This is a genomic window from Rummeliibacillus stabekisii (assembly GCF_007988965.1).
Classification (GTDB): Bacteria; Bacillota; Bacilli; order Bacillales_A; family Planococcaceae; genus Rummeliibacillus; species Rummeliibacillus stabekisii.
Genome location: NZ_BJVD01000001.1, coordinates 381,390 through 406,871, shown reverse-complemented (window position 1 = coordinate 406,871; position 25,482 = coordinate 381,390). Strand labels below are relative to the sequence as shown.

The following is a 25,482-nucleotide window of genomic DNA, read 5'->3' as shown; positions in this document are numbered from 1 at the left end:
TATAAAAACAAGTGTCTAATGTTTGAACAACACTCTAATTTTTGATAATCTAGATTTGTAGTAATTATTACTTAATTTCAGGGAGGACTTTTATTATGGCATTCGAATTACCAAATTTACCTTATGCATTTGATGCATTAGAACCTCATATTGACGCAAAAACAATGGAAATTCACCATGACAAGCACCACAATACTTATGTTACAGGATTAAACGATGCTTTATCCGGTAAATCTGAATTCGAAGGTAAGTCTGTAGAAGAAATCATTGCTAACCTTGATGCAGTTCCAGAAGACGTACGTACAGCAGTACGCAATAACGGTGGCGGCCATGCTAACCACTCATTATTCTGGCAATTATTATCAGCTAACGGTGGCGGCGAACCAACTGGCGAATTAAAAGAAGCAATCGACGCTAAATTCGGCAGCCTTGATGCGTTCAAAGAAAAATTCGCAGCAGCAGCTAAAACTCGTTTTGGTTCTGGCTGGGCATGGCTTGTATTATCTAACGGAGAATTAGAAATCATGTCTACTCCTAACCAAGACTCTCCAATCATGGAAGGTAAAACACCATTATTAGGCTTGGACGTTTGGGAACATGCATACTACTTAAATTATCAAAACCGTCGTCCTGATTACATTTCAGCATTCTGGAATGTTGTAAATTGGGATAAAGTTGCTGAATTATACAAATCAGCAAAATAATTCTGTTCTAATTGGAACAAAAAACACACCTACTACGTTTATGTAGGTGTGTTTTTTTATTACATAAGCATGACAAAAACACATATCAAATGGGCTAGCAATCAATTAATAGTTTTATGTTTTTTCAAAGGAAAAATGATATACTACTAGTTGTGAATGAAACCGGAAAGGAGGATCCCGTATTCGATGCGCCAAAAAAATAAAAATCCCAAAAAGCGTTCTACTAATGTCAAGGCAAAGCAACGAGCTAGTCTTTCTTTTCGAATGAACGTACTCTTTTTCTCTATTTTTATTTTGTTCTCCATCCTAATTTTACGTTTAGGCTATATGCAAATTGTAAAAGGGGAGGATTATGTAAGAACACTAGAAAAAACAGAAGAAGTGACAGTCAATACTAGTGTGCCTCGCGGCAGGATTTATGACAGAGAAGGGCGCGTACTGGTTGATAATAAACCGAAAAATGCGATTACATATACAAAGCTTCAAACCACTACAAGTGACGAAATGCTAAAAACAGCTAAAAAACTCGCAACACTAATTAAGATGGATACAAGCAAAATCGCACTACGGGATAAACAAGATTTTTGGATTAAACTCCATAAAGAAGAAGCTTATGAAAAAGTTTCGAAACAAGAGCAAAAAGCGATCAATAAAGATGAAAAGCTAACAGGCTCTCAAAAACAAGCAAAAATTGATGATTTAGTGCGGGAGCGTATTACAAATGCAGAGCTAAAAAGCTTTTCAAAAAGTGACCTACAAGTTCTGGCAATTTATAGCAAAATGGTGGCGGGGTATAACTTATCACCTCAAATTATCAAAAGTGATGACGTATCAGATAAGGAATTTGCGATTGTCTCTGAGCATTTGAATGAACTGCCTAACGTAAACACCGCTACAGATTGGAAGCGTGTGAAAAATTCTGATTTAAGTATTCTGGGATCGACTACTACACCTTCTGAAGGGATTCCTAAAGACAAGTTAGAGTATTATCTAGCGCGTGATTACTCCCGGAATGACCGAGTAGGTAAAAGTTATATAGAGAAGGAATACGAAGAGTTGTTACAAGGGCAAAAAGCCGTTGTAAAGAACGAGACGAATGGAAAAGGGCAAGTAGTCGAGACAAAAACAACTTTCCCTGGCTCTCCTGGTAAAGACTTGGTACTTACTGTAGATAGTCAGCTCCAAGAGAAACTTGAAAAATTAGTAGAGGAACAGTTGTTGAGTGCCAAAGCAACAGGTGCATCCAGCTTATTAGACAGGGCATTCCTCGTTATGATGAACCCAAATACAGGAGAAATTCTGTCTATGGTTGGTAAAAAGATTGATACTGATGAAAACGGTAAAACAGAAGTAAATGATTATGCGATTGGTACATTTACTTCTGCTTACGAAGTAGGATCTGTAATTAAGCCTGCAACTTTACTGACTGGTTATGCTTTAAATGCTATTACTCCAAATACAGTTCTGATTGATAAGCCGATTAAAATTGCTGGCACAGCTCCTAAATCATCTATCTTTAACCGATCTGGAGCTATTCCAATGAATGATTTAACTGCTCTTGAGAGATCTTCTAACTCTTATATGTTCCAAGTTGCTATGAAAATTGCTGGAGTGACATATGTTCCAAATGGTGGACTGCGTGTAACAGCAAATGATTTCACTAAAATTCGAAATTCTTATGCCCAATTTGGCTTAGGAGTTGATACAGGTATTGACTTACCAGGGGAATTTGATGGTTTTAAAGGACAAGAAACCATTTCAGGTAAATTACTAGACTTAGTAATTGGCCAATATGACACTTTTACACCTCTACAATTGGCACAATATGTCTCAACAGTTGCAAATGGCGGTAAAAGAATTCAGCCACATCTCGCAAAAGAAATCCGAGAACCTTCTGCAGATGGCAAAAACTTGGGCCCTATAGTAGAAGAGTTCCAACCAAATGTATTAAATGTCATTCGTAATTCTCCTTACGAAATTAATCATGTCAAAGAGGGGATGCATCGAGTGTATTTTGGCAGTCAAGGTTCTGCTAAATCCTATTTTGGAGATGCGAAATTTGATGCAGCTGGTAAAACAGGTACAGCCCAAGTTGTTTATTATGGACCAAAGAGGGCAGCTTATGGAACACAGACACTTAGTGTTACTCATATTGGATTCGCTCCATATAATAATCCGGAAATTGCCTATGCTGTTGTAGTACCATGGATTACAACAAATGAATCATATACAGCTATAAACAACATTATTGCACGTAAAGCTGTCGAAACGTATTTCTCTTTGCAAAAAGACCATATGCAAAAACAAAAACAGTCGACCAAAGAAAAAATTACAAAACCGAAAAATACTGAGTCAGAAAATGAGTAAACAAAAAGCACAGCTTATAGCTGTGCTTTTTTTACATGCCATTTACATTATCTAAATATTCTATTACATTCCCTTAATACTAGCTTAACAATCTATCGATATAGTAGATAGTGTAAGTAATAACTATTTTCTACGGGAGGCAATACGGATGAAAAAAGCAAAAAACTTAGTGGCAGCAACTATGATTGGATCAGCTCTATTACTGGGAGCCTGCGGTCAAGGAGACGGAAAATCAAAGTCCTCAGAAGCCGAGCAAACAGCCAAAGCCGATGAAGTAGCAGAAAGCAATATTTCGGGTGATGGTTCTTCTACTGTAGCGCCTATTTTAGAAGGAATCGTAGAAGAATATTCAGCATCGCATCCGAAGACTCAAGTATCAGTCGGTGTGTCTGGAACAGGTGGAGGGTTTGAAAAGTTCATAAATGGAGAAACAGATTTTTCAAATGCTTCTCGACCAGTAAAAGATGAGGAAGCAGCTAAGTTAAAAGAAGCAGGAATCGACTATACAGAAATGAAGATTGCATATGATGGCATTTCGATAGTTGTGAATAAAGATAATGATTGGGTTGAAGATCTTACTGTAGATCAGTTAAAAGAAATCTGGACAGAAAACGGTAAAAATAAAAAATGGTCAGATATCAATCCAAAATGGCCAAAAGAAAAAATTTCATTCTACTCTCCTGGTACAGATTCTGGAACATATGACTACTTTGTAAATGATATTTTAGAAGGAAAAGATCTCGTTAAAAATGCAACATTATCAGAAGACGATAATGTTTTAGTCAAGGGTGTAGAATCCGATAAAAATGGAATTGGCTATTTTGGATTTGCCTATTATCTTGCGAATAAAGACCAATTGAAAGTGGTAAAAATCGGTGGTATTGAACCTACACACGAAACTATCAAATCCGGTACCTATACGCCACTATCCCGCCCATTGTTCGTGTATGTGAAAAATAAATCAGTTAAAGAAAATGCATCTATGTACAATTTTATGAAATACACAATAGAAAATGCAGGCGAAATGGCTGAGGCAGTAGGCTATGTAAAAACGCCAGATGAAGATTATAAAAAAGATTTAGAAGCATTGGAAAATCTAAAATAAGAGTTTAAAAAGGAGCGCTTGAATTGGCTACCAAAAAGCTAGAAGAGAAAACAGTACAGGAGTTGATTGAGCAGTCTCAGAATCAAAGCTCAAATTTGACTGAAAAATTAATGCCTAAGATTTTATTTATAGCGGCATTGGTATCTGTACTGACCACAATAGGCATCATATTGACGTTGGTAGTAGAAACAGGTGAATTTTTCACGAGGGTAAGTGTCTGGGAATATCTTTTTGGAAAGGAATGGTTTCCTTTCTCAAGCACTGACCCTACATACGGCATCTGGCCATTATTAATGGGCACTTTAAAGGTCACGGGAATCGCTATAATTGTAGCGGCTCCTCTAGGCCTTGCGATTGCCATCTATTTAAGCGAATATGCTAGCGACAAAATTCGACAGGTGATTAAACCGATATTAGAAATTTTAGCGGGTATTCCGACGATTGTTTATGGATTCTTTGCACTTACATTCGTCACTCCATTACTCCAACATATCGTACCATCGCTTAAAATATTTAATGCACTTAGTCCGGGAATTGTGATTGGCATAATGATTTTACCTATGATTGCATCTCTTTCAGAAGATGCCATGTCTCAAGTTCCCAATTCACTAAGGGAAGGCGCCTTGGCATTAGGGTCTACAAGGCTTGAAGTTGCTTTAAAAGTTGTATTACCTGCAGCATTATCTGGCATACTTTCGTCAGTTGTACTTGCTGTATCTAGAGCTATTGGTGAAACGATGATCGTCTCGCTCGCTGGGGGATCAACACCTAAGTTCGATATGCAAGTTACAGATTCTATTCAAACGATGACGGCATATATCGTGCAGGTAGCAAGTGGCGATGCGGGTTACGGTACGACCATTTATTATTCAATCTATGCAATTGGATTTACGCTATTCTTCTTTACTTTCCTAATGAACATAGCGGCACAGTTTTTATCTAAGCGATTTAGGGAGGGATATTGATGAACCTCATCAACCAGAAAGAAATATTGCATAGAATCCAAAGCAGGGTAAACCTAAATCGATTTGTAAAAGGTATTTTTCTAGTAGCGACCTTACTTGTTTTAGCTGTTCTCGCGTTATTATTATTTCGTCTGATTAGCCAAGGAGCGGGTCATTTATCACTTGATTTCCTGGGGAATTATTCCTCTCGTTTTGCTGCCAAAGCTGGTATCAAAGCTGCTTTGGTTGGTTCAATATTGTTAATGTTAGTGGTTGCTCCAGTGACTCTTATTATAGGCGTAGCTACTGCCATCTACTTAGAGGAATATGCACCAAAGACCAAACTGACAAATCTTATTGTAATTAATATTTCAAATTTAGCAGGAGTTCCTTCTATTATATTTGGACTTCTTGGCTTAACGGTTTTTGTACGGGGACTAATGCTAGGGAAAAGTGTTTTAGCAGCAGGATTAACGATGAGTTTACTCGTACTACCTGTTATTATCGTCTCTTCACAAGAAGCAATCAGAGGTGTACCAAGTGATCTAAGGGAAGCTTCCTATGGAATGGGAGCTGCCAAATGGAAAACAATTTTACATGTTGTGTTACCAGCAGCCATTCCTGGCATTGCAACAGGTTGCATCCTGGCTCTTTCAAGAGCAGTTGGTGAAACGGCACCACTTGTTATTTTAGGTATTCCTGTAATTGTGTATTTTTTGCCAACTGGTTTATTGAGTGAATTTACCGCGCTGCCTATGCAGATATTCGATTGGGCAAAAAGGCCTCAACCTGAATTTCAAACGGTAGCAGCAGCAGGAATTGTTGTACTAATGGTATTTTTACTTCTATTGAATTCACTAGCTGTCTATATCCGTTATAAATATCAAAAACGCTATTAAGGGTGGTAAGCAAATGTTACATATCCAAGTTAGAGAACCAGAGAAGAGAAAAGTAGAAGGTTCCAAGATTATACAAATAGAAAAGCCGAGAGAAATCTTTCAAACCAACCATTTGAATGTTTGGTACGGAGAACAGCATGCTCTGAAAGACATTAATCTTTCCATTAAAGAAAAAGAAGTGACAGCCATCATCGGACCCTCAGGTTGCGGAAAATCAACTTATCTTAAAACTTTGAATCGAATGGTTGAATTAGCTTCGAATGTTCGTATTACAGGTGATATCCTTTATAAAGAGGAAAATATTCTACACAAAAAATATACTGTAGAACGCTTGAGAACGAAAGTAGGAATGGTATTTCAAAAACCAAATCCATTTCCTAAATCAATTTATGAAAATGTAGCGTACGGTCCAAGAATTCATGGAATAAAAAATAAAAAAATGCTAGACGAAATCGTTGAAAATAGTCTAAGAAAAGCTGCGCTTTGGGACGATGTTAAAGACCGCTTGCAACATCATGCATATGGTTTGTCAGGAGGACAGCAGCAAAGGCTTTGCATTGCAAGATGTCTTGCGATAGAACCTGATGTGATTCTGATGGATGAACCGACTTCTGCGCTTGATCCGATTTCTACTTTGAAAGTAGAGGAATTAATTCAGACATTAAAACAGAACTATTCTATTATTATTGTGACGCACAATATGCAGCAAGCAGCACGTATTTCAGATCAGACTGCTTTCTTCTTGCACGGTGAGATGATAGAGTGCAGCCAAACCAATAAGTTATTTTCATCTCCTGCTGATAGAAGAACCGGCGACTATATTTCTGGGAGATTCGGATAATGGCTTGCTTACAGAAAAATCGAAAACAAAAAGATGCGGAAGAAGGTCTGTGCTCTTATCCGCATCTTTTTTTATTTTTTTCGAGTTATGATATTTAATATTTCTTGATTGGACATATCTGAAGTTAGCTTATAGTCACCGATTTGAATATTTTTAGATGCATCTTTATCAGCCATAAACCGTTCAAATGCACGTTCATCTTTAATGATGCCGCCTCTTTTTATAGCTTGGCTAACGTCCTCGCTGTCCATTCCTCGATTGATAACTAATGTATAGGAATGAATTTTTTTTGCAGCAGAATCATTTTTCAGCTGATTGTAATCAGTTTGAATTTTTGCCAGTTGTTCTTTGGCTTCAGCAGCTTCTTTTTGTAGTGAGACCAGCTTATCTTTTTGTATTTTCACTATATTTCCTTTAGAAGAGCTAGCTGCAATCCGGTCGCTGCTGGGCTTTTCTGTGAATTCATCGTATAAAAACATGGCACTACCAGCGATGAAAAGTCCAAGGCCAAATGAACGAAGAGTTGATTTTCTCATAAATGTCCACCTCGTGAAGTGATCACTGCATGGACTTGTTCCTGTGTAAGAGAAGAACGCTGGCTAATTTCGGGCACAGTATAGCCTTGCTGATGTAATGCGAGTACCTGGCTAATGAGAATTTGATGGATGTTATTTATGTTCGTTTTCTCACGGCGTGGGTGCGGATCCTGTTTTATAGTTTTAGTTTTTAGCAGAGGGGAATCCATCATTAACTCCTCTTCTACTGCTTTTATACGATGCTTTAATTGGTTAGTTTCCTGATAAAACTGAAGAGAAAGCTCTTCCACTTCGTTTTCTAATTTTTTGGGGTGGTTGCCGATAAAAAAAGATGCAATAAAAACAACTGTTCCTACAATTATGAAGAGTACAGGTAGATTCATTCGTTCACCTTCGACCTTTTTAAATTTGCTCAATTTATTGTAACATATGGACAAGTATTTAGAAATGACAGTAGATTTTTTTGCAATCTGTGATATAATAAGTTAGTCGTATAAATCATGCTCACAAAGTTTTATTCTTTATATAGAGTGGGAGGGATAACAATGCGCGTTAATATTACATTAGCTTGCACTGAATGTGGTGAACGTAACTACATCTCAAAGAAAAACAAACGTAACAATCCAGAACGTCTTGAATTAAAAAAATATTGTTCTCGTGATCACAAAATGACACTTCACCGTGAAACAAAATAATGCTCATTGCCAAAACCTCCAGTGGTTTTGGCATTTTCAATTTTAAAGGGGTGGCGAAATGGATAAAAAAGATCTTCGAAATGCAATGCAACTGCAATTGAAACAACTTGCTGCTGATACATATAAAGAAAAATCCGCCATTATACATAGCAAACTTTTGGATGAATCTGCAATTAAAGATGCGTCTGTTATCGGGATTACTTTATCTAATTTTCCCGAAGTTGATACTTGGCCACTTATTGAGGAGCTATGGGCTAGAGGGAGGTCAGTTGCAGTACCTAAATGTCATCCCAAGACAAGAGAGATGACATTTTATGAAATTACATCATTTGATCAAGTTGAAATAGGTTACAGCAGGATTTCAGAACCGATACCAAATCGCACAAAAGTAGTAAAAAAAGAAGAAATTCAATGCTTAATTGTGCCGGGGCTAGCATATGATAAAGATGGTTTTAGACTTGGCTTTGGCGGTGGTTATTATGACCGATACTTGTCGAATTATAGAGGTTCAACAATTTCTTTAGCATTTCAATTGCAGGTGGTTGAAAAAATCCCGCGAGATGATTATGATTTATCTATTGGAAAAATTATTACAGAACGTGAAATAATTCTCGTGGAGCAGAAATGAAAGGGGGCAATTAACCCTTGGAGACAGTATACGATGTTATGCAGCTTTTAAAACGTTTTGGAACTTTTGTTTATACAAAAAACCGTGTTGGCGATTTGCAGCTGATGGAAATAGATTTAGTAGAGCTCTATAAAGGTGGTTTAATCGAAGCGCAAGATTTTCAATCTGCACGCCATATTTTAAGGACTGAAACGAAAAAACTGGAAAGTAAAAGGTACAGTTAATTTTCGTTTGTAATAAAAGTCCTTTTACAGTTGGGTATTAAATCCATTATTTGTGAATAAAATTGAAACCTTTTCAGGGTTTAAATCGTTAATTAATGGGTAGTACACAGTATGGGAAATTATTCTGTAACAAAAATGTTGCGTTCCTGTAAAAAAAGGATTAGTATATATTTTGTTTCTTTCAGACTGTGAACAAAAGAATAAGAAAGAAAGTAGGAGGATAATAAGCATGAAACTCAAAAAGCTTCCTAAACATACGATATTAGTGATAGCCATTGTCACTACTTGGATCAAGACCTATATCACATATAAAACGAGCTTTGATATGAAGATTGAAAATGCTATGCAAGAATTAATATTGTTGATTAACCCGCTTGCATTTTTATTATTTATATATGGTATTTCATTGTTCTTCAAGACGGCAAAGGTACGGAATCGATATTTAATTACAATTAGCGCTATTTTATCCATTGTAGTATATGGTAATGTAGCATTCTATCGCTTCTTTAACGACTTTATTACATTGCCGGTTCTATTCCAAACAAATAACTTCGGAGATTTAGGCAATTCAGCAGCATCTTCAATCTACTGGTATGATATTTTCTTCTTTACAGATGTTATTTTATTAATACTAGCAGTTAAATTGTTGCCAATTGCAAAAGAAGCAACAGTTGTAAGACCAAACTTGCGCAGAACTTACTTTGTTTTGTCTTTTGCGATGCTTTTCTTAAATTTAGGATTAGCAGAAACAGAAAGACCTCAACTACTAACACGTAGTTTTGACCGTGAACTATTAGTTAAAAACATGGGAACATATAACTATCACTTATATGATATTTTTGTGCAATCAAAATCACATGCTCAACGAGCTCTTGCAGATGGTAGTGAGTTAACAGAAGTAACAAATTACGTGAAATCAAATCAAGCTGATAATAATAAGAAAACATTTGGCGTAGCTAAAAAACGTAATGTGATTATTATTTCTCTTGAATCAACTCAAAACTTTGTTATCAATAAGAAAGTGAATGGCCAAGTCATTACACCTTTCCTTAACAAGTTATCTAAAGACAAGGATACATTCTACTTCGATAACTTCTATCATCAAACTGGGCTTGGTAAAACATCTGATGCAGAATTTATTGTTGAAAACTCCTTATACGGTACTGGACGTGGCGCAGTCTTCTTTACAAATAGCGGCAATACGTTCAATTCGATGGCAGAACGATTAAATGGGAACGGTTATTATACATCTGTTCTGCATGCTAACAATAAAAGTTTCTGGAACCGTGATATGATGTATCAAGCTTTAAATATTAAACATTTTTATGATGTAGATTCATACAATGTTACAGATGACAATTCAGCTAACTGGGGCTTAAAAGATATTCCATTCATGGATCAATCAGTTAAGATTATGAAAACAATGCCACAACCGTTCTATACACGGATGCTTACATTGTCTAATCACTATCCATTCACTTCAGATGAAGAAGATCAAATGATTGAACCGTATACATCTAGTGACAATACAGTAAACCGTTATTTCCAAACTGTCCGCTATACGGATGAATCTATTAAAGAATTGTTTAAGCAATTGAAAGCATCAGGCCTATATGATAACTCAGTTATTGTCATGTATGGTGACCACTATGGTATTTCTGAAAACCATAATAAAGCGATGGCTCAGTATTTAGGAAAAGATTCAATTACACCGTTTGATTCTGCTCAGCTTCAAAAAGTGCCTTTCTTTATCCATATTCCTCATTCAGGAATTGGTAAACCAATGCACGAGGTAGCTGGTCAATTAGATATTCGTCCAACTGTTTTACACTTACTAGGTGTTGATACATCTAACGATTTACAATTGGGTGCAGATTTATTCTCTAAAGATCACAAAGACTTTGTGACATTCAGAGATGGCCGATTTGTAACAGACAAATTGTTATATGCAGGGGAAGTGTGCTATGACAAGAAAACTGGAGAAAAAACAGATGCAGAGAAATGTGATCCTTATATTGAGCAAGCAAACAAAAAACTAGAGTACTCTGATCAGATTATTAATGGCGATTTACTTCGTTTCTATGATTCAAAAACAGGGAAAGCTACTGTTAAGAAAGAAAAAGAATAGTGTGAAAAGCCGTACTGTCTAAAGATGACAGTGCGGCTTTTAAAATGGTTTTGTCAGCAGATGCAAAAAAAGGCTGTCCTTTAATAGGACAACCTTTTTTTGTTTGTTGATTAATGTAGGCTTGGCGGGAAACCTTGATGTAGGATCGTCATGAAAACGAACCAACCAAAAACAGCAAATGCTGCAAAGTTAAAGATGATGCCAAGAATAGCTTTTTCTTTAATGCTTTGGATTGTGCCAATAAGCCCAAAAATTGCTACTAGGCCAAAAATAACCATTAATAAGTTCAAGTTAGACACTCCTTTCGACATCAGAAAATGAATGTCGCAAACAATATTCCTTCTCTATTGTAAAGCTATTTTTAGTTTTTGTCGAGAACAAAAAGTGACGGATATTTGAACAAGCTTAAAAATTTCTAAAGATTAAGGCTTTGGTTCTCGCAAGAAATGATTTATCATGGATATAGAGGTGATTGAAATGTTAAATATACGAACTTTTCCGCTTGGCCCCATTCAGGCCAATTGCTATGTTGTAAGCAACAATAATAAAGAATGTTTGGTGATTGATCCAGGAGGAGACGGAGAAGCATTTGTTAGAAAGTTACGATCTTTAGGTCTTAAACCTAAAGCCATACTCTTAACACATGCCCACTTTGACCATATTGGGGGTGTAGAGGCTGTGAGACAAGCTTTCGAAATACCAGTATATTTGCATAAAGCAGAGGCTCATTGGTTACAGGACCCAGCATACAACGGTTCTGGTAGATATGCTGAAATTCCAGATGTAACGGTGAATGCTGCTGACCATTTGATTGATAAGGAGCAAACCTTAGAGCTTTTTGACTTTAAGATGGATATTTTTCATACGCCCGGACATTCGCCTGGCAGTATTTCTTTTTACTTCCCAGAAGATCGGTTTGCGATTGTAGGAGATACTTTATTTGAAGGTAGTATTGGTCGTACAGATTTAGAGGGAGGAAATCAAGAACTATTGCTTAAGTCTATCCATGATCATTTATTAAATTTGGATGAAGATACTATTATTTATCCTGGTCATGGTGAAGCCACTCGAGTGGATATTGAAACTGAACAGAATCCTTTTTTAAATGGTTTTTAAGTTCTAACGAATTATATGAATGTTAAAGTTTACTAAGTACCATTCACCATATCTACAGTTTTTAAAAAGAAAAGAAGCAATATTTGGCTTAACAAAAGTTAAATATTGTTTCTTTTTTATATTTTAAAGGCTAGTCTGTAGCTCTTAAATGAAAGATACTTCTTATAATCGTTATTAAAAGGAAAAGACTAGTAGATTATAGAATTAATACAAATAGAGATATTAATAATTCATACGGAGGAGGTAAGCTTATGACTTTGACATTAAGTCAATCATCTAGTGAAGAATTAAATAGTATTGCGGAATTCATTGCAAGAATGAATTGTATTCCTGAAAACCACATCGGTTATTGCGGAAAAAATGCAGAGGAAATCATGAGTACATGGAAGAAAGATTTTACAGATGTGCCTGCAGAGAATGCATTTATATCAGCTTTAGATGAAAACAATATAATAGGAGTTTGCGGTTTTGATGCAGATAATGAAAGAAAAACTGTGGATATATGGGGACCTTTTATAAAGAGTAATGATGCATTAGAGACTTCAAGTATATTACTAGAAGCGCTACTGAAAAGAATTCCTGATCAAATAGATTCTGTTACACTTTTTCCTGACATTCGCAATAGACTAGTAATAGATACAGGGAAGTATTTGGGTTTTAAACCAGTTAGTAAACAAACAATCTTAACATGTACAAACCAAACTTTAAAGGCAAAAAAGACTCAGTCTGTTAGTAAGTTGCCAGCATCTCACAATGAAGCATTCATTAATCTGCATAATTCAACTTTTCCAAGTTCATATTTATCCGGTGAGGAGATATTGCAAGGATTAAATGATGAAGCGGCAGTTTTCGGAGTAATTGAAGAAGGCAATTTGATAGGTTATCTATATGCAGAAGCTAATCCTACATATTCTGAAGGTAGTATTGAATTTTTTGGTGTAGATGCCAATGCCCGCGGTAAGGGAATAGGTACAACTCTTTTAACAGGGGGGTTGCAATGGCTGTTTTCGTTTCCCTCTATCAAAGAAATCTCTCTTTGTGTTCGATCAGATAATGAACATGCGATCCACATGTATAAGAAAATTGGATTTCAAGTAGAACATAATCTGATCTTGTTACAAAAAGATAAATAGTTTTAGAAAAACGAAAATTCATAGTTCAAGAAAAAAAGCTAATTGAGGTGAAACTATGCATATTTTAAAAGAGAGGGAGAAGTTTAAGCTAATCAAGCCAATAATGAAAGGATGGTCTACCGACAAAAAATACTTTGTTGAAAACGAGCTGAATCAAAAAATGTTGCTTCGGATTGCAGAAATTTCTCTATATGACGAGAAGATTAAGGAATTTGAAGCAATGAAACACCTCGCAGAATGTAAAGTTCCCGTGTCAAATCCAATTAAAATAGGAATATGCAACGATGGAAAAAGCGTATATTCCCTTTTTAAATGGTGCGAGGGAGAGGATGCCGAAATCGCGTTAAAAAGTATGACGGAAATAGAGCAATACGGACTTGGTAAGGATGCGGGGCGAATATTGAAGGAGATTCATCGAATACCAGCGCCGGAAAGCCAAGAGGAGTGGAAAGCTCGATTTTCGCGTAAAGCTGATAGCAAGATAAAAATGTACCAAGACTGTGGTCTGAAAATAAAAGGTGGGGAAAAGATAATTTCCTATATCCAAAATAACAAACATCTTTTAGAAGGAAGGACTCAATGTTTTCAACACGGTGATTACCATGTAGGAAATATGATAATTTCATCTAAAGGAGAGCTAAGCATTATTGATTTTAATCGCAATGATTATGGTGATCCCTGGGAAGAGTTTAACCGAATTGTATGGAGTGCTACGATTAGTCCTCACTTTGCAACAGGACAGCTTAATGGCTATTTCAACGGAAGGCCGCCAATAGACTTTTTCAAACTCTTGGTTTTTTATATTTGTAGTAACATGCTTTCTTCCATTCCATGGGCTATCCCCTTCGGAGAAGACCAAGTAACTATTATGAAAAACCAAGCAAAAGATGTGCTCACTTGGTTCAACGGAATGGATGACCCTATTCCAACCTGGTATTTAGAAGATTATTATATATAAATAACTGAATAGTAAAAAAGTGTTTTTATAAAAAGCAAAAGAGCTATCAATATTAGTAAGATCTAATATCAATAGCTCTTTATTACATATCGTCTGTTTCTTATTCCATGCCAGGAACGTGAATGAATGTAGTCCAATAAGTAAATCCAGCAAAGAATACAGTTAAATATGCTCCGAAAATGTACATATACATGCGTTCTGTAAGGTTTAAGAAGCCTAATAGAAGGAAAAACCCTGTGTTAGCTACGAATAATAGCGAAACCTCTTTCATACCACCTAAATAAAACATAACTGCGAAAATACCTGTCCAGAAGCCAAGCACCTTATACATATTATCCATGTACGATTCCCTCCTTTTCGACGACACAATAATCTCATACTCATTATAAATGATTGAATTTTGCCTGTAAACTGCAAGATGTAAAGACTTTGTGACAATGAAGTGTAAATTCCATTAACATTATGAAAAATTATATATTTATTTGATAAGTACAGTATTCACAGTTTTGCATCATACTTTCTACTTGCACAAAATCGCTTACATTAAACAATGCATCAAATTGGCCTTTCAAATAAGATTCATGTAATGCACAAACAAGTCTTGCATTATGCTTGATTTCAGTGTGGAAAGGACAGTTATAAATAGCAAAAGACAGGGTTTTCCCTGCAGGGGTTTCTTTGATCATTGGGATATATCCAATTAATGCAGCTGTATCAGTTAAAATTTCCAGCTTTTCTTCAAAAGTTAAGTGGGTTATTTCTTTTCGCTGTTTTAGAATGGTTGCTTCAATCTCATTTCGTCCTTTTTTATAACAAATCTTTTGGCCAACAATATAAGCTTCCTCGCCGAATTCTCCTAAAATGTCGATTGCCCAATCTAGTAACTCTTCATTATTTCGCTTTGGGAAAGATAACGAAATACCATCTTCTAAAGCTTTATAACGCCGTCCTGGACGTCCGCCCTTTCCTGTTTTTTCATACTCTGCGCTTATGACATCTATCTCTGTTAGTTTCGTTAAATGGAGTCGCGCAACATTTGGATGAATATGAAAATGGTCGGCAATCTCTTGCACGGAGAAAGGCTTCTTCTCTTGCAACATATATTGATAAATTGAAAAACGAGTTTCATCTGATAAAGTGCTAGTCACTTTCAGTGGATTATGATTAATCAAAAACAGCCACCTCCTATAAGAATACTACCATTATAAAGCAATTATGGAATAGTGACAGTAGATTTCACGAGATTTATTAAAACACTTATGGAGATACTTGTTCTATACAACGAGTTATATATTTCATACTGATAGAAAGAGAGAATTATATCGAAAAATTCAGAAATATAACTTTCCAAATCTAATAGATTACTTGTATAATAGTGATAACAGGTAAAGAGCGGTCCTTGCTTGTTGGTTGAAGAGGAGGTAAAATGCTTTTTTCTGACACAGAAACTGTTGTTGAACAGAAGACAATGCAATTATTAAAAAAGGCGATGGAATTTAACGCTACAGATTTACATCTATTGCCTACAACTGATCGCTATGAAATTTATTTCCGCAAATACGGAAAACTTGTCCCTATAAGCGGGCTTCCCCTAGATATAGGAGATCGTTTGATTTCTTACTTAAAATTTTTATCCTCATTAGATATTAGTGAAAAACGTAAACCCCAAAGCGGCTCATTCGAGCATATTTTCAATGATCAAAATGTTTCTTTTCGTGTATCGACGCTTCCTTCCGTATTTATGAGAGAAAGCCTCGTCATACGTTTAATGCTTCAAAATCGAACAGTGTCAATTACTGAATTAAGCATGTTCTGTGAATCGGCCAAAGACTTAATACGACTGGTAGAACAGCCACAAGGTATCTTGCTGATGACTGGACCAACTGGAAGCGGAAAATCGACAACACTCTATTCTTTAATCAATCATCTTTCTAATATGCATCAAAAACATATTATTTCACTTGAAGATCCCGTTGAAAACAACCAGTCTCATCTTTTGCAGATACAGGTGAATGAACGAGCAGGGGTCACATATTCTGTAGGCTTAAAAGCTATTTTACGCCATTCTCCAGATGTCATTATGATTGGCGAAATCCGGGATCGTGAAACAGCGCACATAGCCATTGAAGCTGTTTTGACAGGCCATTTGGTCGTGTCGACCATTCATAGTAAGGATACCGTTGGCTGTTTATACCGTTTATTGGATTTAGGGATTTCATTGGAAGAATTAAAGCAGACAGTCATCGGTATTGTAGCTCAGAGACTTGTTCCCTTGCAGGAGTCCAAAAAGTTAACAGCTATTTTTGAGATTTTATCTGACCAATATCTAGACCAATCCTTTAAAGCAATTGAAAATAAAATTAGTTACGAGCTTCCTTTTGAAAAAACGCTAGAAGGACAGATTGAGAAGGGGGTTCAATTTGGTGCAATCGCCTCCCAACATTCTACAAAGAAAATGGATTAATTTTTTTTTGCTAAAGCGAAAAATCCATTTAAGGGATTCAGCGCAATTACTAAAAAAGATGAGCGTTTTGTTAGAAGAGGGTTTTACATTTTCAGATTCGCTTTTTATGCTGCTACCTCATCATCTAAAAAAGGATACAGGCGGTGAGGTTAAGATAAGAGCACAGCTACGAAATGGCTCATCTATGACTGACGTACTTTGTCTTTTAGGCTATCCTAAAATTTATTTAATGACCATTCTAGTTTCAGAAGAACACGGTAAAACTATCCAAGCTTTAAAAACAGTGGCAAATCAGCTAGAGAAAAAGGAGCAAAATAGAGAACGGCTACAGAAATTGCTTGTCTATCCTGCTGTGCTGTTTGTTTTTTTAATCCTGCTCTTTTTCGCATTTCGAACTTATTTTCTGCCTAACATGTCTTTTATGATGGCAAACCAATCTTCCGAAACAAGTTTCGATTTAACATTATCCAAGCTGTTTTTACACTTGCCAGATTTCTTTATAGTATTAGGTATTTCATTTATATCAATGTTGATCCTTTTCCTCATTTGGTTGAAAAAGAAAAGGGTAACAAGTCAAATTCTTTTTTTATTAAAAATTCCTTATATTAACAAACACTTTAAATTACAGATTACGCGGCAGATCTCTTATGAATTAGGCGGTCTCATTCAAAGTGGAATGTCAATGCAAGAAGCCTTAGAGTTATTGAAAACCCAAACATTACAGCCTTATTTAGCCAAGGTAGCGGAGATTCTTCAAAAAAGGATAGTTTATGGTGAGTCATTGTCAACTGCGATTCAACAAGAACCATACTTTTATAAAGGTTTTTATGCGCATGTGCTTCATGGTGAACAAGGTGGCAACTTAGGGAGAGAGCTGCAAATCTATAGTGAGTTTTTAATTGAACGGACAGAAAATACTATTCAGCGAAGCTTAGCATTCGTCCAACCACTTTTGTTTGTTGTAATTGCACTTTGCATTTTAGGCGCGTATCTTGCAATTTTATTGCCGATGTATAAAATGATGGATTTAGTCTAGAAAGGAAGAAAGGTATGCGGAAAGAGCATTTTCAGAAAGGTTTTACGCTTATAGAAATGTTAATTGTGCTGTTTATCATCTCGATACTCATATTGATTGCTATTCCTAATGTAACAAAACATTTCGCAACAGTTGATAAAAAAGGCTGCGATGCATATGTCAAAATGGTGCAAGGCCAAGTAGAAGCCTATCGAATCGACCATGGCAATTATCCAAGTTCCACAACTGAATTAGAAACAAATGAATATTTAAAACAAACGGATTCTAAAGCTTGTGAAAGCAAGAAGTTAACGATCACGGATGGTAAAGTTGAAATTTCTAAATAGACCTGTAAATAGTCAAGGGGGCTTTACTTTCATCGAAATGTTGTTGGTCTTGGCCATTACGATGCTCATTTCATTGATTGGTATTACTTTGGGCAAAAGTCACTTGGATCGACAATTAGAGGAACGTTTCATTAAACAATTGAAAGCAGATATTGAGCTAACTCAAGCCTTGTCTTTCCGTTATCAAGATTATGCTACTCTCACTATTGTGCAAGGGCTCAATGAAGTAAGAATCAAGGTGCCAGCGCATGGCAATAAGGATTATCTAGTAAGGAAATATCCAACGAACATTCAATTACTTCCATACAGTACTATTCAATCAGTTACTTATACAAAAGAGTTAACAGTACAAAAATCAGGTACTATGTACTTTTCTATTAATAATAGGATCGTCAAATTAACTGTTTATTTAGGTGAAGGAAGGGTGCAAATTGAACAATGAAAACGGTCATTCATTGCCGGAATCATTATTAACTCTTGTAATAGTCTTTATAATTTTTGGTACATTATTGCCTTTTTACTATCAATTAGAGACATCGCTCTATAAAAAGAAATTGAGCCTGCATGCGGCAGAAGCAGCATTGTATGCAGCTGGAAATATTGTTCGATTTCAAAAGTACCAAGGAAATGTAGAAATTGATGATGTCATCTACCATTGGAAAGGGGATGAAACCTCCATTTGTATTCGTTATTCTGGCATAAAAGAAGAACAGCTCTGTGTAGAGACAAATACTTAAAGAAGAATAATAATCAAAGGGGCTTTACCATTCTGGATTCCATGCTACAGCTTATAATATTAATGATGTTTGCTCAATTTTTTCTACTCTTTTTTGTATGGTATGGGCATAAAAAGAGTGGCATATTAAGTGATAGTGAATTGCAATATGAAATGTTCGTCTATCAACTTTCAAAAGAACTTATACATGCTAAAGAGTTCTCTTTAAGCGAAAAATATACAGCTCTTTATTCGTCGAATCGAGGAATTATTGGCATAAAGTCTGTTGGTTCGGATATTCGAAGAGTGGGGGGATATCAACCTTTGTTATTTGGACTTCAATATGCGGAATTTGAATATGCTGATTCTATCTTTGAAACGACTATTACGTTTAAAAGCGGAAGTGAGAGGAGAAGAAAATTTATTGTCCCGAATCAGGAATGAACAAGGTTTCTTGCTGCTAACAGCTATGATTTTTTTATTCTTCATCACTAACATGATGTTAGCTGTAGCGGCATCATATGAATCGCATTATCGCTCGTATGATGAATTAAAAATTGCCTATTTAAATCAAACAAAGTCTATCCTGCTCTCGTTTGAAAGGGAATAAGAATCATGACATAAAATAATTGACTTCTATACCATTCTTTTTAGCAATTTCCTTTTAAGTTTAAAAATCACCATTTCTCTTTCATAACTATTTTTTTCAGCATTCAATTGGAACAAAGATATGCTTCTGAGCGTATCACCACCCATTCTGTTCTTTTGTATAATGCTGTCAAAAAATAAAGGTGATTGGAATCGACAAGTGTTCATGCTACTATAATTAAAAGTGAACTTTTGGTATAGGGCATTCGCTAGTCGAAGAAGGTGAAAAAATGAAAAAAGTATATCTTGTCGGATTTATGGGTAGCGGGAAAAGTGCGATTGGCAGAAGACTTAGTTATTTTCTACGAATGCCTTACTATGATATGGACAAGGAGATTATTAGGCGAGAAGGGTTAACTATTCCGGAAATATTTGAACAAAAGGGTGAAGTCTATTTTCGCCAAAAAGAAACGCAATTCCTGAAAGAATTTCGTGATGAATTTTGTATAATTGCAACAGGTGGCGGAGTTTCTATCAGTGAGGAAAATCGAAAAATCATGCGGCAAACAGGATTGGTTTTATTTTTGGACGCAGCTTTTTCTGATATCTGGAAAAGAGTACATCGAGATAAAAATAGGCCCATCGTTCAAAAGTCGACAAAAGAAGAATTAGAAGAGCTTTATTTAAAAAGGCGAAAATATTACCTAAATGCTGCACATATAACGGTACGAACTGAAGGTAGGTCTTTAAGACAGATTGTGGACTATGCCGCGTTCCAAATTAACCGATTAAAAGGCGATCACATTGGTGTGGAGAAAGCGTGGAGTTCTCCTCAAACAATCTTTAGAAAATGATTGCCAGAATTGATTATTCAATGGTAGGATATATTCAAGCAATTGTGTTATACAACATTGGAAGAGTACCAATATAAAAAGCGGATGATTGTGCGGGGAGAGAACATGTTTTTAGTGTCGCCGAAGGAGCAAGTAGGTATCTATGAATCTCTCAGGCAAAAAGACTCGTACGGGACGCAACTCTGGAGAGAGCTAATTTTAGCCACCAAAGAGGCCAGCCTTTATGGTTAAACTTTCAGGTGAACAGGACAGAGAAACCTTTATAGGGGTTTCTCTGTCTTTTTTATGGATAAGGGGGATGACATTGGAAACGACTTTAAAACACACGCCATTATTTGAATCTTATGCAAAGTATGGTGGTAAAACAATTGATTTTGGTGGATGGAACTTGCCGGTGCAGTTTTCTTCTATAAAGGAAGAACATGAAGCAGTTCGAACAAAAGCAGGGCTTTTTGATGTGTCGCATATGGGCGAAATTTTCGTTGAAGGTTCAGAAAGTTTAGCGTATTTACAAAAGCTTATGACAAACGATGTTTCAAAAATTGCAATAGACGGTACGCAATATACGACGATGTGCTATGAAAATGGTGGAGTAGTAGATGATTTATTGATTTATAGATTGGCAGAAAACAATTATTTACTTGTTGTCAATGCAGCAAATATCGAAAAAGACTACGAATGGCTTTTGAAGCATGAGTCTGGAGATGTAAAAATTACTAATCAATCAGACGAAATTGGCCAACTGGCACTTCAAGGACCACTTGCAGAAGAAGTATTGCAACAATTAACAGATGTTGATTTGTCGACTATCAAACCATTCCACCTCAAACAACATGTGGAAGTAGCTGGATTTGATACATTAGTCTCTCGCACAGGTTACACAGGGGAAGATGGATTTGAGATTTATGGAGCAAATGACGCGATTGTAGAATTATGGGATAAGATTTTAGAAGCTGGGAAAGAAAAAGGCGTTTTGCCATGTGGATTAGGTTCACGTGACACATTGCGTTTTGAAGCTTGCCTACCGCTATATGGTCAAGAGTTGTCTAATACGATTTCTCCGCTTGAAACAGGTATTAACTTCGTTGTGAAAATCAATAAAGATAGCGATTTTATAGGGAAATCTGTTTTAGCTGACCAAAAAGCTAATGGTGTTCCTAGAAAATTAGTTGGCATTGAAATGATCGACAAAGGCATTCCGCGTCACGGATATAAAGTGTTTGTCGGGGATTTAGAAGTTGGCGAAGTTACTACTGGTACACAGCAGCCTTTGACGAAAAGAAATATTGGGCTAGCGCTTATTAAAAGTGAATACGCTGAATTGGACCAAGAGGTGGAAGTTGAAATTCGCAATAAACGCGTAAAAGCGAAGACAGTTGCAACTCCATTTTATAAAAGATTAAAAAAATAACGAAAAGAGGCTTATGAGATATGTTACATCGGTATCTACCTATGACAGAGCAAGATCAACGAGAAATGCTTGATACGATTGGTGTTTCAACAGTTGACGAGCTGTTTGCAGACATTCCAGAAAAAGTCCGTTTTAAAGGTGAATACAATATTAAACCTGCTAAAGCTGAAACGGCACTATTGAAAGAATTAGCTGGCCTTGCAAGACAAAATGCGAATCATGATGAATATGCAACCTTCCTAGGTGCAGGCGTCTATGACCATTATAAGCCAGTTATTGTTGACCATGTTATTTCCCGTTCAGAGTTTTACACAGCCTATACACCATACCAACCTGAAATTTCACAAGGGGAATTGCAAGCTATCTTCGAGTTCCAAACAATGATAGCAGAATTAACAGGTATGGATTTGGCTAACTCGTCTATGTATGATGGTGGAACAGCAATGGCAGAAGCAGGTATGCTTGCATGTGCGCATACACGCCGTAAAAAACTATTAATCTCTGAAGCCGTTCACCCTATTACAATAGATGTAGTAAAAACATATGCATACGGTCAGTCTATTGAAGTGGTGACTGTACCGCTTAAAGACGGTAAAACAGATATGGATGCATTGAACAACTTAGTAGATGGAGATACAGCAGCCATCATGGTGCAATATCCAAACTTCTTTGGCCAAATCGAGGATCTAGCGACGATGTCAGAGGCAATCCATGCAGTTAAAGGACTTTCTGTTGTAAGTAGTAATCCATTAGCGCTAGGCATATTGACGCCTCCAGGAAAACTGGGTGCAGACGTTGTAGTTGGTGATGCACAACCGTTTGGTATACCGGAAAGTTTTGGAGGACCACACTGTGGCTACTTTGCAACAACAACAAAGCTGATGCGTAAAGTACCGGGAAGACTAGTAGGAGAAACAATCGATGAAGATGGTATCCGTGGTTACGTTCTAACTCTACAAGCGCGTGAACAACATATTCGTCGCGAAAAGGCAACTTCAAATATCTGTTCTAACCAAGCGTTGAATGCGTTAGCAGCTTCTGTTGCCATGACTGCTCTAGGAAAAAAAGGTGTTCAAGAAATGGCGAAGCACAATATCTTGAAGACACATTATGCTAAAGAAGCATTTGAAAAAGCAGGTTTTGAAGTACCTTTCAAAGGGCCGCATTTCAATGAAATCGTTGTTAAAGTGGAAGGATCTGTCGAGGAATTAAACGATCACCTGTTTACAAAGGGAATGATCGGTGGCTTTGACCTTGGCAAGGTTTCAGAAGCACTTGCTAACCATGTATTAATCGCAGTCACTGAACAACGGACAAAAGAAGAAATTGATACACTTGTCCAAGAAATGGGGGCATTACAACATGCATAAGGAAAACCAACCGCTTGTATTTGAATTGTCGAAAGAGGGTCGTGTAGGTTACAGCCTGCCTGAGTTGGATGTACCTGACATGGAACTTTCAAGTTTATTGCCAGAAAACTTGATTAGAAAAGAAGAAGCTGAGCTCCCTGAGCTATCGGAATTAGATATTATGCGTCATTATACTGCACTTTCACGCAGAAACCATGGTGTTGATTCTGGATTCTATCCACTTGGTTCATGTACGATGAAATATAATCCAAAAATCAATGAAACTGTTGCACGTTTCCCAGGCTTTGCACATATTCACCCATTGCAAGCCGAAAAAACAGTGCAGGGTGCTCTTGAACTTATGTATGATCTACAACAACATTTAGTTGAAATCACAGGCATGGATGAAGTGACATTACAGCCTGCAGCTGGTGCACACGGAGAATGGACAGCGCTTATGATGATTCGCGCATTCCATGAAGCGAACGGGGAACATGAACGTACAAAAGTAATCGTTCCTGACTCGGCGCACGGTACGAATCCTGCTTCTGTATCTGTAGCGGGTTTTGATACAGTGACTGTTCGTTCTGACGAAAATGGTTTAGTCGATTTAGAACATTTGCGCGAAGTTGTAGGGAAAGATACGGCTGCTTTAATGTTGACTAATCCAAATACACTTGGTTTATTTGAAGAAGATATTCTAGAGATTGCTGAGATCATCCATGGTGTTGGCGGCAAGCTATACTATGATGGTGCTAATTTAAACGCCATTATGTCAAAAGTTCGACCAGGAGACATGGGATTTGACTGTGTTCACTTGAACCTGCATAAAACATTTACAGGACCTCATGGTGGCGGCGGACCTGGCTCTGGCCCGGTTGGCGTTAAGAAAGAATTAATGCCTTACTTGCCAAAACCTGTATTAATCAAAACAGAGGAAGGCTATACATTTGATTATAACCGTCCAAAATCAATCGGTCGTGTAAAACCATATTACGGTAACTTCGGTATCAACGTACGAGCTTATACCTATATTCGTACTATGGGCCCTGATGGCTTGAAAGCGGTGACTGAAAATGCAGTAATCAATGCCAATTACATGATGCGCAGATTAGAATCTTATTATGAATTGCCATTCAATCGCCACTGCAAACATGAATTTGTTCTAAGTGGCAGCCGTCAGAAAAAATTGGGTGTCCGTACGTTGGATATTGCCAAAAGGCTGTTAGACTTTGGCTACCATCCACCGACAACATACTTCCCATTAAATGTGGAAGAAGCGTTAATGATTGAACCAACTGAAACAGAATCAAAAGAAACATTAGATGCATTCTGTGATGCCATGATTCAAATAGCGAAAGAAGCGGAAGAAACACCTGAAGTCGTTCAAGAAGCTCCGCATACTACTGTTATTAGCCGTCTAGACGAAACACGTGCGGCCCGTCACCCAGTATTAAAATATGTGAAAAAGACAGATTTAGTAGAAGTATAATAAGAAAGTGCATTGTGAGATTTTTATTAAGGCCTAATCTTATATAGATAGACTAATTAAAGGGTTCTACATATTAGAAATAACTAATATGTAGAGCCCTTTCTACTTTTAACTTCGTCAGCTGAATTAACATAAAGCACTTTTTCAATGACGGTATTTGTTAAATTTTGATTAGCTTGTTGATTTAATTAAATATGGAGCTTTTACCAATCTGGTCCGTCTCATGATCACTCACTTTAAGATTAACTGGATTGTAAAGTGCTTTCAGGAGAGGATTTAAATGAAAACGAAAAAGATAGCGATAGTTTCAATTTTAATCCTTTTAAGTGGTTCCTTGTTATATGTATTGTTTGGTCAAGAATATTTATATGCGAAGTCATTTACTTCTAAGCATTATGAATATCCACTTCCGGATAAAACTAAGGTAATTGAGAAAGATTTTGCTTATGGTGTGTTATTTGGAGGCGAACCTTCTGGAAGTGGAGGGTATTCAACAGTTGCGTCATATATTGTACTTGAAAGTGAGTTAAGTGAAAAAGATCTATATAATTATTACAATAAAGACAATGTAATTCCAATACCTGGCGAGATACAGAGAAAATTGGTTTTGAAATATACTTTGCAGATCACTATAATAAGCAAATTAAAAAAGATAAGGTATGGTTTGAAGGGGATACAAAGCCTAAAAAATTGAACTCTCAAAGAAATGAAGGCCAACCAATTAAAGCAATTGTCCAAATCAGAACAGAATTCAGTTATCCATTTTTCATAGACTTTTATTAAGAAGGCTATAAAAATTAATCCTTAGCTCTTATTCTAGTTTAATAATGGACTTAACTCATTATATTTTTCGATATTTTAGGGATATCAGGGATCTTTGCTCTCAATGCTTTTCTTGCTGCATAAAAAGAGCATATAAAGAAGATTCTCTTCTTTATACGCTCTTATTGGTATCAGTGTGAGCAATAT

The 25,482-nt window shown here is 36.5% G+C and carries 30 protein-coding genes and 2 riboswitches; of the genes, 25 read left to right on the top strand and 5 right to left on the bottom strand.

What is annotated here, in order from left to right:
- Nucleotides 1-95: 95 nt before the first annotated feature.
- The 6 genes from RST01_RS02005 to pstB all read left to right on the top strand — a co-directional run bounded on the left by RST01_RS02005 (nucleotide 96) and on the right by pstB (nucleotide 6,860).
- A complete protein-coding gene (locus RST01_RS02005; protein WP_147193672.1) occupies nucleotides 96-704 on the top strand; it encodes a superoxide dismutase in 609 nt (202 codons plus the stop codon).
- Nucleotides 705-890: 186 nt separating this feature from the next.
- On the top strand, nucleotides 891-3,071 hold the full coding sequence (locus tag RST01_RS02000; RefSeq protein WP_147193670.1) for a peptidoglycan D,D-transpeptidase FtsI family protein: 2,181 nt from the start codon (nucleotides 891-893) through the stop codon (nucleotides 3,069-3,071).
- Between the two features lie 148 nt (nucleotides 3,072-3,219).
- Entirely contained in the window at nucleotides 3,220-4,176 is a 957-nt protein-coding gene (locus RST01_RS01995; RefSeq protein WP_147193668.1) for a PstS family phosphate ABC transporter substrate-binding protein, read from the top strand.
- A gap of 23 nt (nucleotides 4,177-4,199) precedes the next feature.
- Entirely contained in the window at nucleotides 4,200-5,141 is a 942-nt protein-coding gene (gene pstC, locus RST01_RS01990; RefSeq protein WP_147193666.1) for a phosphate ABC transporter permease subunit PstC, read from the top strand.
- Complete coding sequence (gene pstA, locus RST01_RS01985; RefSeq protein ID WP_147193664.1) at nucleotides 5,141-6,019, top strand: phosphate ABC transporter permease PstA; 879 nt, start codon at nucleotides 5,141-5,143, stop codon at nucleotides 6,017-6,019. Before pstC ends, pstA begins: the two co-directional genes overlap by 1 nt.
- Nucleotides 6,020-6,032: 13 nt before the next feature.
- Nucleotides 6,033-6,860, top strand: coding sequence for a phosphate ABC transporter ATP-binding protein PstB (pstB, locus tag RST01_RS01980; protein WP_147193662.1), 828 nt, complete (start codon nucleotides 6,033-6,035; stop codon nucleotides 6,858-6,860).
- A gap of 71 nt (nucleotides 6,861-6,931) precedes the next feature.
- Here the strand turns inward: pstB and RST01_RS01975 are convergent, their stop codons facing one another.
- Both RST01_RS01975 and RST01_RS01970 read right to left on the bottom strand, forming a co-directional pair.
- On the bottom strand, nucleotides 6,932-7,396 hold the full coding sequence (locus RST01_RS01975; RefSeq protein WP_147193660.1) for an endolytic transglycosylase MltG: 465 nt from the start codon (nucleotides 7,394-7,396) through the stop codon (nucleotides 6,932-6,934).
- Nucleotides 7,393-7,779 (bottom strand): hypothetical protein, encoded by a 387-nt coding sequence (locus tag RST01_RS01970; RefSeq protein ID WP_147193659.1) that lies wholly within the window; start codon nucleotides 7,777-7,779, stop codon nucleotides 7,393-7,395. Before RST01_RS01970 ends, RST01_RS01975 begins: the two co-directional genes overlap by 4 nt.
- A gap of 162 nt (nucleotides 7,780-7,941) precedes the next feature.
- Between RST01_RS01970 and rpmG the strand changes: the two genes are divergently transcribed.
- From rpmG to RST01_RS01950, 4 genes are all read left to right on the top strand, one after another.
- Nucleotides 7,942-8,091 carry a 50S ribosomal protein L33 gene (gene rpmG, locus RST01_RS01965; protein WP_066786565.1) on the top strand — a complete coding sequence of 50 codons (150 nt, stop codon included), beginning with the start codon at nucleotides 7,942-7,944 and terminating at the stop codon, nucleotides 8,089-8,091.
- A 58-nt stretch (nucleotides 8,092-8,149) separates the two neighbouring features.
- Nucleotides 8,150-8,719 (top strand): 5-formyltetrahydrofolate cyclo-ligase, encoded by a 570-nt coding sequence (locus tag RST01_RS01960; RefSeq protein ID WP_147193657.1) that lies wholly within the window; start codon nucleotides 8,150-8,152, stop codon nucleotides 8,717-8,719.
- A gap of 17 nt (nucleotides 8,720-8,736) precedes the next feature.
- Nucleotides 8,737-8,943: a YqgQ family protein gene (locus RST01_RS01955; protein ID WP_066786569.1), complete on the top strand. Its 207-nt coding sequence runs from the start codon at nucleotides 8,737-8,739 to the stop codon at nucleotides 8,941-8,943.
- Between the two features lie 229 nt (nucleotides 8,944-9,172).
- Nucleotides 9,173-11,071 (top strand): LTA synthase family protein, encoded by a 1,899-nt coding sequence (locus RST01_RS01950; RefSeq protein WP_066786572.1) that lies wholly within the window; start codon nucleotides 9,173-9,175, stop codon nucleotides 11,069-11,071.
- A gap of 110 nt (nucleotides 11,072-11,181) precedes the next feature.
- On the opposite strand, the gene RST01_RS01945 is transcribed toward RST01_RS01950, so the two are convergent.
- The gene (locus RST01_RS01945; RefSeq protein WP_066786576.1) at nucleotides 11,182-11,361 is read right to left on the bottom strand and encodes a DUF2759 domain-containing protein; all 180 of its coding nucleotides are present in this window, start codon (nucleotides 11,359-11,361) and stop codon (nucleotides 11,182-11,184) included.
- A 187-nt stretch (nucleotides 11,362-11,548) separates the two neighbouring features.
- Here RST01_RS01945 and RST01_RS01940 point away from each other — a divergent pair, with 187 nt between their 5' ends.
- The 3 genes from RST01_RS01940 (at nucleotide 11,549) to RST01_RS01930 (ending at nucleotide 14,278) form a co-directional block, all read left to right on the top strand.
- Nucleotides 11,549-12,187 carry an MBL fold metallo-hydrolase gene (locus RST01_RS01940; RefSeq protein WP_147193655.1) on the top strand — a complete coding sequence of 213 codons (639 nt, stop codon included), beginning with the start codon at nucleotides 11,549-11,551 and terminating at the stop codon, nucleotides 12,185-12,187.
- A gap of 251 nt (nucleotides 12,188-12,438) precedes the next feature.
- The gene (locus RST01_RS01935; RefSeq protein WP_147193653.1) at nucleotides 12,439-13,320 is read left to right on the top strand and encodes a GNAT family N-acetyltransferase; all 882 of its coding nucleotides are present in this window, start codon (nucleotides 12,439-12,441) and stop codon (nucleotides 13,318-13,320) included.
- Nucleotides 13,321-13,375: 55 nt separating this feature from the next.
- On the top strand, nucleotides 13,376-14,278 hold the full coding sequence (locus RST01_RS01930; protein WP_147193651.1) for an aminoglycoside phosphotransferase family protein: 903 nt from the start codon (nucleotides 13,376-13,378) through the stop codon (nucleotides 14,276-14,278).
- 100 nt (nucleotides 14,279-14,378) lie between these two features.
- Here the strand turns inward: RST01_RS01930 and RST01_RS01925 are convergent, their stop codons facing one another.
- Nucleotides 14,379-14,618 carry a DUF2626 family protein gene (locus RST01_RS01925; RefSeq protein ID WP_066786585.1) on the bottom strand — a complete coding sequence of 80 codons (240 nt, stop codon included), beginning with the start codon at nucleotides 14,616-14,618 and terminating at the stop codon, nucleotides 14,379-14,381.
- Nucleotides 14,619-14,748: 130 nt separating this feature from the next.
- Nucleotides 14,749-15,450, bottom strand: coding sequence for a helix-turn-helix transcriptional regulator (locus RST01_RS01920; protein WP_221297931.1), 702 nt, complete (start codon nucleotides 15,448-15,450; stop codon nucleotides 14,749-14,751).
- A gap of 254 nt (nucleotides 15,451-15,704) precedes the next feature.
- On the opposite strand from RST01_RS01920, the gene comGA reads away from it, so the two are divergent.
- The 12 genes from comGA to RST01_RS01860 all read left to right on the top strand — a co-directional run bounded on the left by comGA (nucleotide 15,705) and on the right by RST01_RS01860 (nucleotide 25,207).
- Complete coding sequence (gene comGA / locus RST01_RS01915; RefSeq protein WP_147193649.1) at nucleotides 15,705-16,742, top strand: competence type IV pilus ATPase ComGA; 1,038 nt, start codon at nucleotides 15,705-15,707, stop codon at nucleotides 16,740-16,742.
- Nucleotides 16,743-16,749: 7 nt separating this feature from the next.
- Nucleotides 16,750-17,778 carry a competence type IV pilus assembly protein ComGB gene (gene comGB, locus RST01_RS01910; protein ID WP_147193647.1) on the top strand — a complete coding sequence of 343 codons (1,029 nt, stop codon included), beginning with the start codon at nucleotides 16,750-16,752 and terminating at the stop codon, nucleotides 17,776-17,778.
- A gap of 14 nt (nucleotides 17,779-17,792) precedes the next feature.
- A complete protein-coding gene (gene comGC, locus RST01_RS01905) occupies nucleotides 17,793-18,104 on the top strand; it encodes a competence type IV pilus major pilin ComGC (RefSeq protein ID WP_147193645.1) in 312 nt (103 codons plus the stop codon).
- Complete coding sequence (gene comGD / locus RST01_RS01900; protein ID WP_184117498.1) at nucleotides 18,088-18,546, top strand: competence type IV pilus minor pilin ComGD; 459 nt, start codon at nucleotides 18,088-18,090, stop codon at nucleotides 18,544-18,546. Before comGC ends, comGD begins: the two co-directional genes overlap by 17 nt.
- The gene (locus RST01_RS01895) at nucleotides 18,536-18,841 is read left to right on the top strand and encodes a hypothetical protein (RefSeq protein ID WP_147193641.1); all 306 of its coding nucleotides are present in this window, start codon (nucleotides 18,536-18,538) and stop codon (nucleotides 18,839-18,841) included. Before comGD ends, RST01_RS01895 begins: the two co-directional genes overlap by 11 nt.
- Before the next feature lie 41 nt (nucleotides 18,842-18,882).
- On the top strand, nucleotides 18,883-19,263 hold the full coding sequence (locus RST01_RS16285) for a competence type IV pilus minor pilin ComGF (RefSeq protein WP_147193639.1): 381 nt from the start codon (nucleotides 18,883-18,885) through the stop codon (nucleotides 19,261-19,263).
- Nucleotides 19,178-19,429, top strand: coding sequence for a hypothetical protein (locus RST01_RS01885; RefSeq protein ID WP_184117560.1), 252 nt, complete (start codon nucleotides 19,178-19,180; stop codon nucleotides 19,427-19,429). The genes RST01_RS16285 and RST01_RS01885 overlap by 86 nt, the downstream gene beginning before the upstream one ends.
- A gap of 268 nt (nucleotides 19,430-19,697) precedes the next feature.
- A complete protein-coding gene (locus tag RST01_RS01880) occupies nucleotides 19,698-20,261 on the top strand; it encodes a shikimate kinase (protein WP_147193635.1) in 564 nt (187 codons plus the stop codon).
- Between the two features lie 84 nt (nucleotides 20,262-20,345).
- A riboswitch (glycine riboswitch) is annotated at nucleotides 20,346-20,438 on the top strand.
- A 3-nt stretch (nucleotides 20,439-20,441) separates the two neighbouring features.
- Nucleotides 20,442-20,515, top strand: a riboswitch (glycine riboswitch).
- A 44-nt stretch (nucleotides 20,516-20,559) separates the two neighbouring features.
- Entirely contained in the window at nucleotides 20,560-21,672 is a 1,113-nt protein-coding gene (gene gcvT / locus RST01_RS01875; protein ID WP_147193633.1) for a glycine cleavage system aminomethyltransferase GcvT, read from the top strand.
- A gap of 20 nt (nucleotides 21,673-21,692) precedes the next feature.
- Entirely contained in the window at nucleotides 21,693-23,042 is a 1,350-nt protein-coding gene (gene gcvPA / locus RST01_RS01870) for an aminomethyl-transferring glycine dehydrogenase subunit GcvPA (RefSeq protein WP_147193631.1), read from the top strand.
- Entirely contained in the window at nucleotides 23,035-24,513 is a 1,479-nt protein-coding gene (gene gcvPB / locus RST01_RS01865; RefSeq protein ID WP_147193629.1) for an aminomethyl-transferring glycine dehydrogenase subunit GcvPB, read from the top strand. The genes gcvPA and gcvPB overlap by 8 nt, the downstream gene beginning before the upstream one ends.
- A gap of 280 nt (nucleotides 24,514-24,793) precedes the next feature.
- Complete coding sequence (locus RST01_RS01860) at nucleotides 24,794-25,207, top strand: hypothetical protein (RefSeq protein WP_147193627.1); 414 nt, start codon at nucleotides 24,794-24,796, stop codon at nucleotides 25,205-25,207.
- The last annotated feature ends 275 nt before the right edge of the window (nucleotides 25,208-25,482 follow it).

Bases quoted from the DNA above. Each gene is read 5' to 3' on its own strand.
- RST01_RS02005 (WP_147193672.1), top strand. From the start codon at position 96: ATGGCATTCGAATTACCAAATTTACCTTATGCATTTGATGCATTAGAA.
- RST01_RS02000 (WP_147193670.1), top strand. From the start codon at position 891: ATGCGCCAAAAAAATAAAAATCCCAAAAAGCGTTCTACTAATGTCAAG.
- RST01_RS01995 (WP_147193668.1), top strand. From the start codon at position 3,220: ATGAAAAAAGCAAAAAACTTAGTGGCAGCAACTATGATTGGATCAGCT.
- pstA (WP_147193664.1), top strand. From the start codon at position 5,141: ATGAACCTCATCAACCAGAAAGAAATATTGCATAGAATCCAAAGCAGG.
- pstB (WP_147193662.1), top strand. From the start codon at position 6,033: ATGTTACATATCCAAGTTAGAGAACCAGAGAAGAGAAAAGTAGAAGGT.
- RST01_RS01975 (WP_147193660.1), bottom strand. From the start codon at position 7,396: ATGAGAAAATCAACTCTTCGTTCATTTGGCCTTGGACTTTTCATCGCT.
- RST01_RS01970 (WP_147193659.1), bottom strand. From the start codon at position 7,779: ATGAATCTACCTGTACTCTTCATAATTGTAGGAACAGTTGTTTTTATT.
- rpmG (WP_066786565.1), top strand. From the start codon at position 7,942: ATGCGCGTTAATATTACATTAGCTTGCACTGAATGTGGTGAACGTAAC.
- RST01_RS01960 (WP_147193657.1), top strand. From the start codon at position 8,150: ATGGATAAAAAAGATCTTCGAAATGCAATGCAACTGCAATTGAAACAA.
- RST01_RS01950 (WP_066786572.1), top strand. From the start codon at position 9,173: ATGAAACTCAAAAAGCTTCCTAAACATACGATATTAGTGATAGCCATT.
- RST01_RS01940 (WP_147193655.1), top strand. From the start codon at position 11,549: ATGTTAAATATACGAACTTTTCCGCTTGGCCCCATTCAGGCCAATTGC.
- RST01_RS01935 (WP_147193653.1), top strand. From the start codon at position 12,439: ATGACTTTGACATTAAGTCAATCATCTAGTGAAGAATTAAATAGTATT.
- RST01_RS01930 (WP_147193651.1), top strand. From the start codon at position 13,376: ATGCATATTTTAAAAGAGAGGGAGAAGTTTAAGCTAATCAAGCCAATA.
- RST01_RS01925 (WP_066786585.1), bottom strand. From the start codon at position 14,618: ATGGATAATATGTATAAGGTGCTTGGCTTCTGGACAGGTATTTTCGCA.
- comGA (WP_147193649.1), top strand. From the start codon at position 15,705: ATGCTTTTTTCTGACACAGAAACTGTTGTTGAACAGAAGACAATGCAA.
- comGC (WP_147193645.1), top strand. From the start codon at position 17,793: ATGCGGAAAGAGCATTTTCAGAAAGGTTTTACGCTTATAGAAATGTTA.
- RST01_RS16285 (WP_147193639.1), top strand. From the start codon at position 18,883: ATGCTACAGCTTATAATATTAATGATGTTTGCTCAATTTTTTCTACTC.
- RST01_RS01885 (WP_184117560.1), top strand. From the start codon at position 19,178: ATGCTGATTCTATCTTTGAAACGACTATTACGTTTAAAAGCGGAAGTG.
- RST01_RS01880 (WP_147193635.1), top strand. From the start codon at position 19,698: ATGAAAAAAGTATATCTTGTCGGATTTATGGGTAGCGGGAAAAGTGCG.
- gcvT (WP_147193633.1), top strand. From the start codon at position 20,560: ATGACATTGGAAACGACTTTAAAACACACGCCATTATTTGAATCTTAT.
- gcvPA (WP_147193631.1), top strand. From the start codon at position 21,693: ATGTTACATCGGTATCTACCTATGACAGAGCAAGATCAACGAGAAATG.
- gcvPB (WP_147193629.1), top strand. From the start codon at position 23,035: ATGCATAAGGAAAACCAACCGCTTGTATTTGAATTGTCGAAAGAGGGT.
- RST01_RS01860 (WP_147193627.1), top strand. From the start codon at position 24,794: ATGAAAACGAAAAAGATAGCGATAGTTTCAATTTTAATCCTTTTAAGT.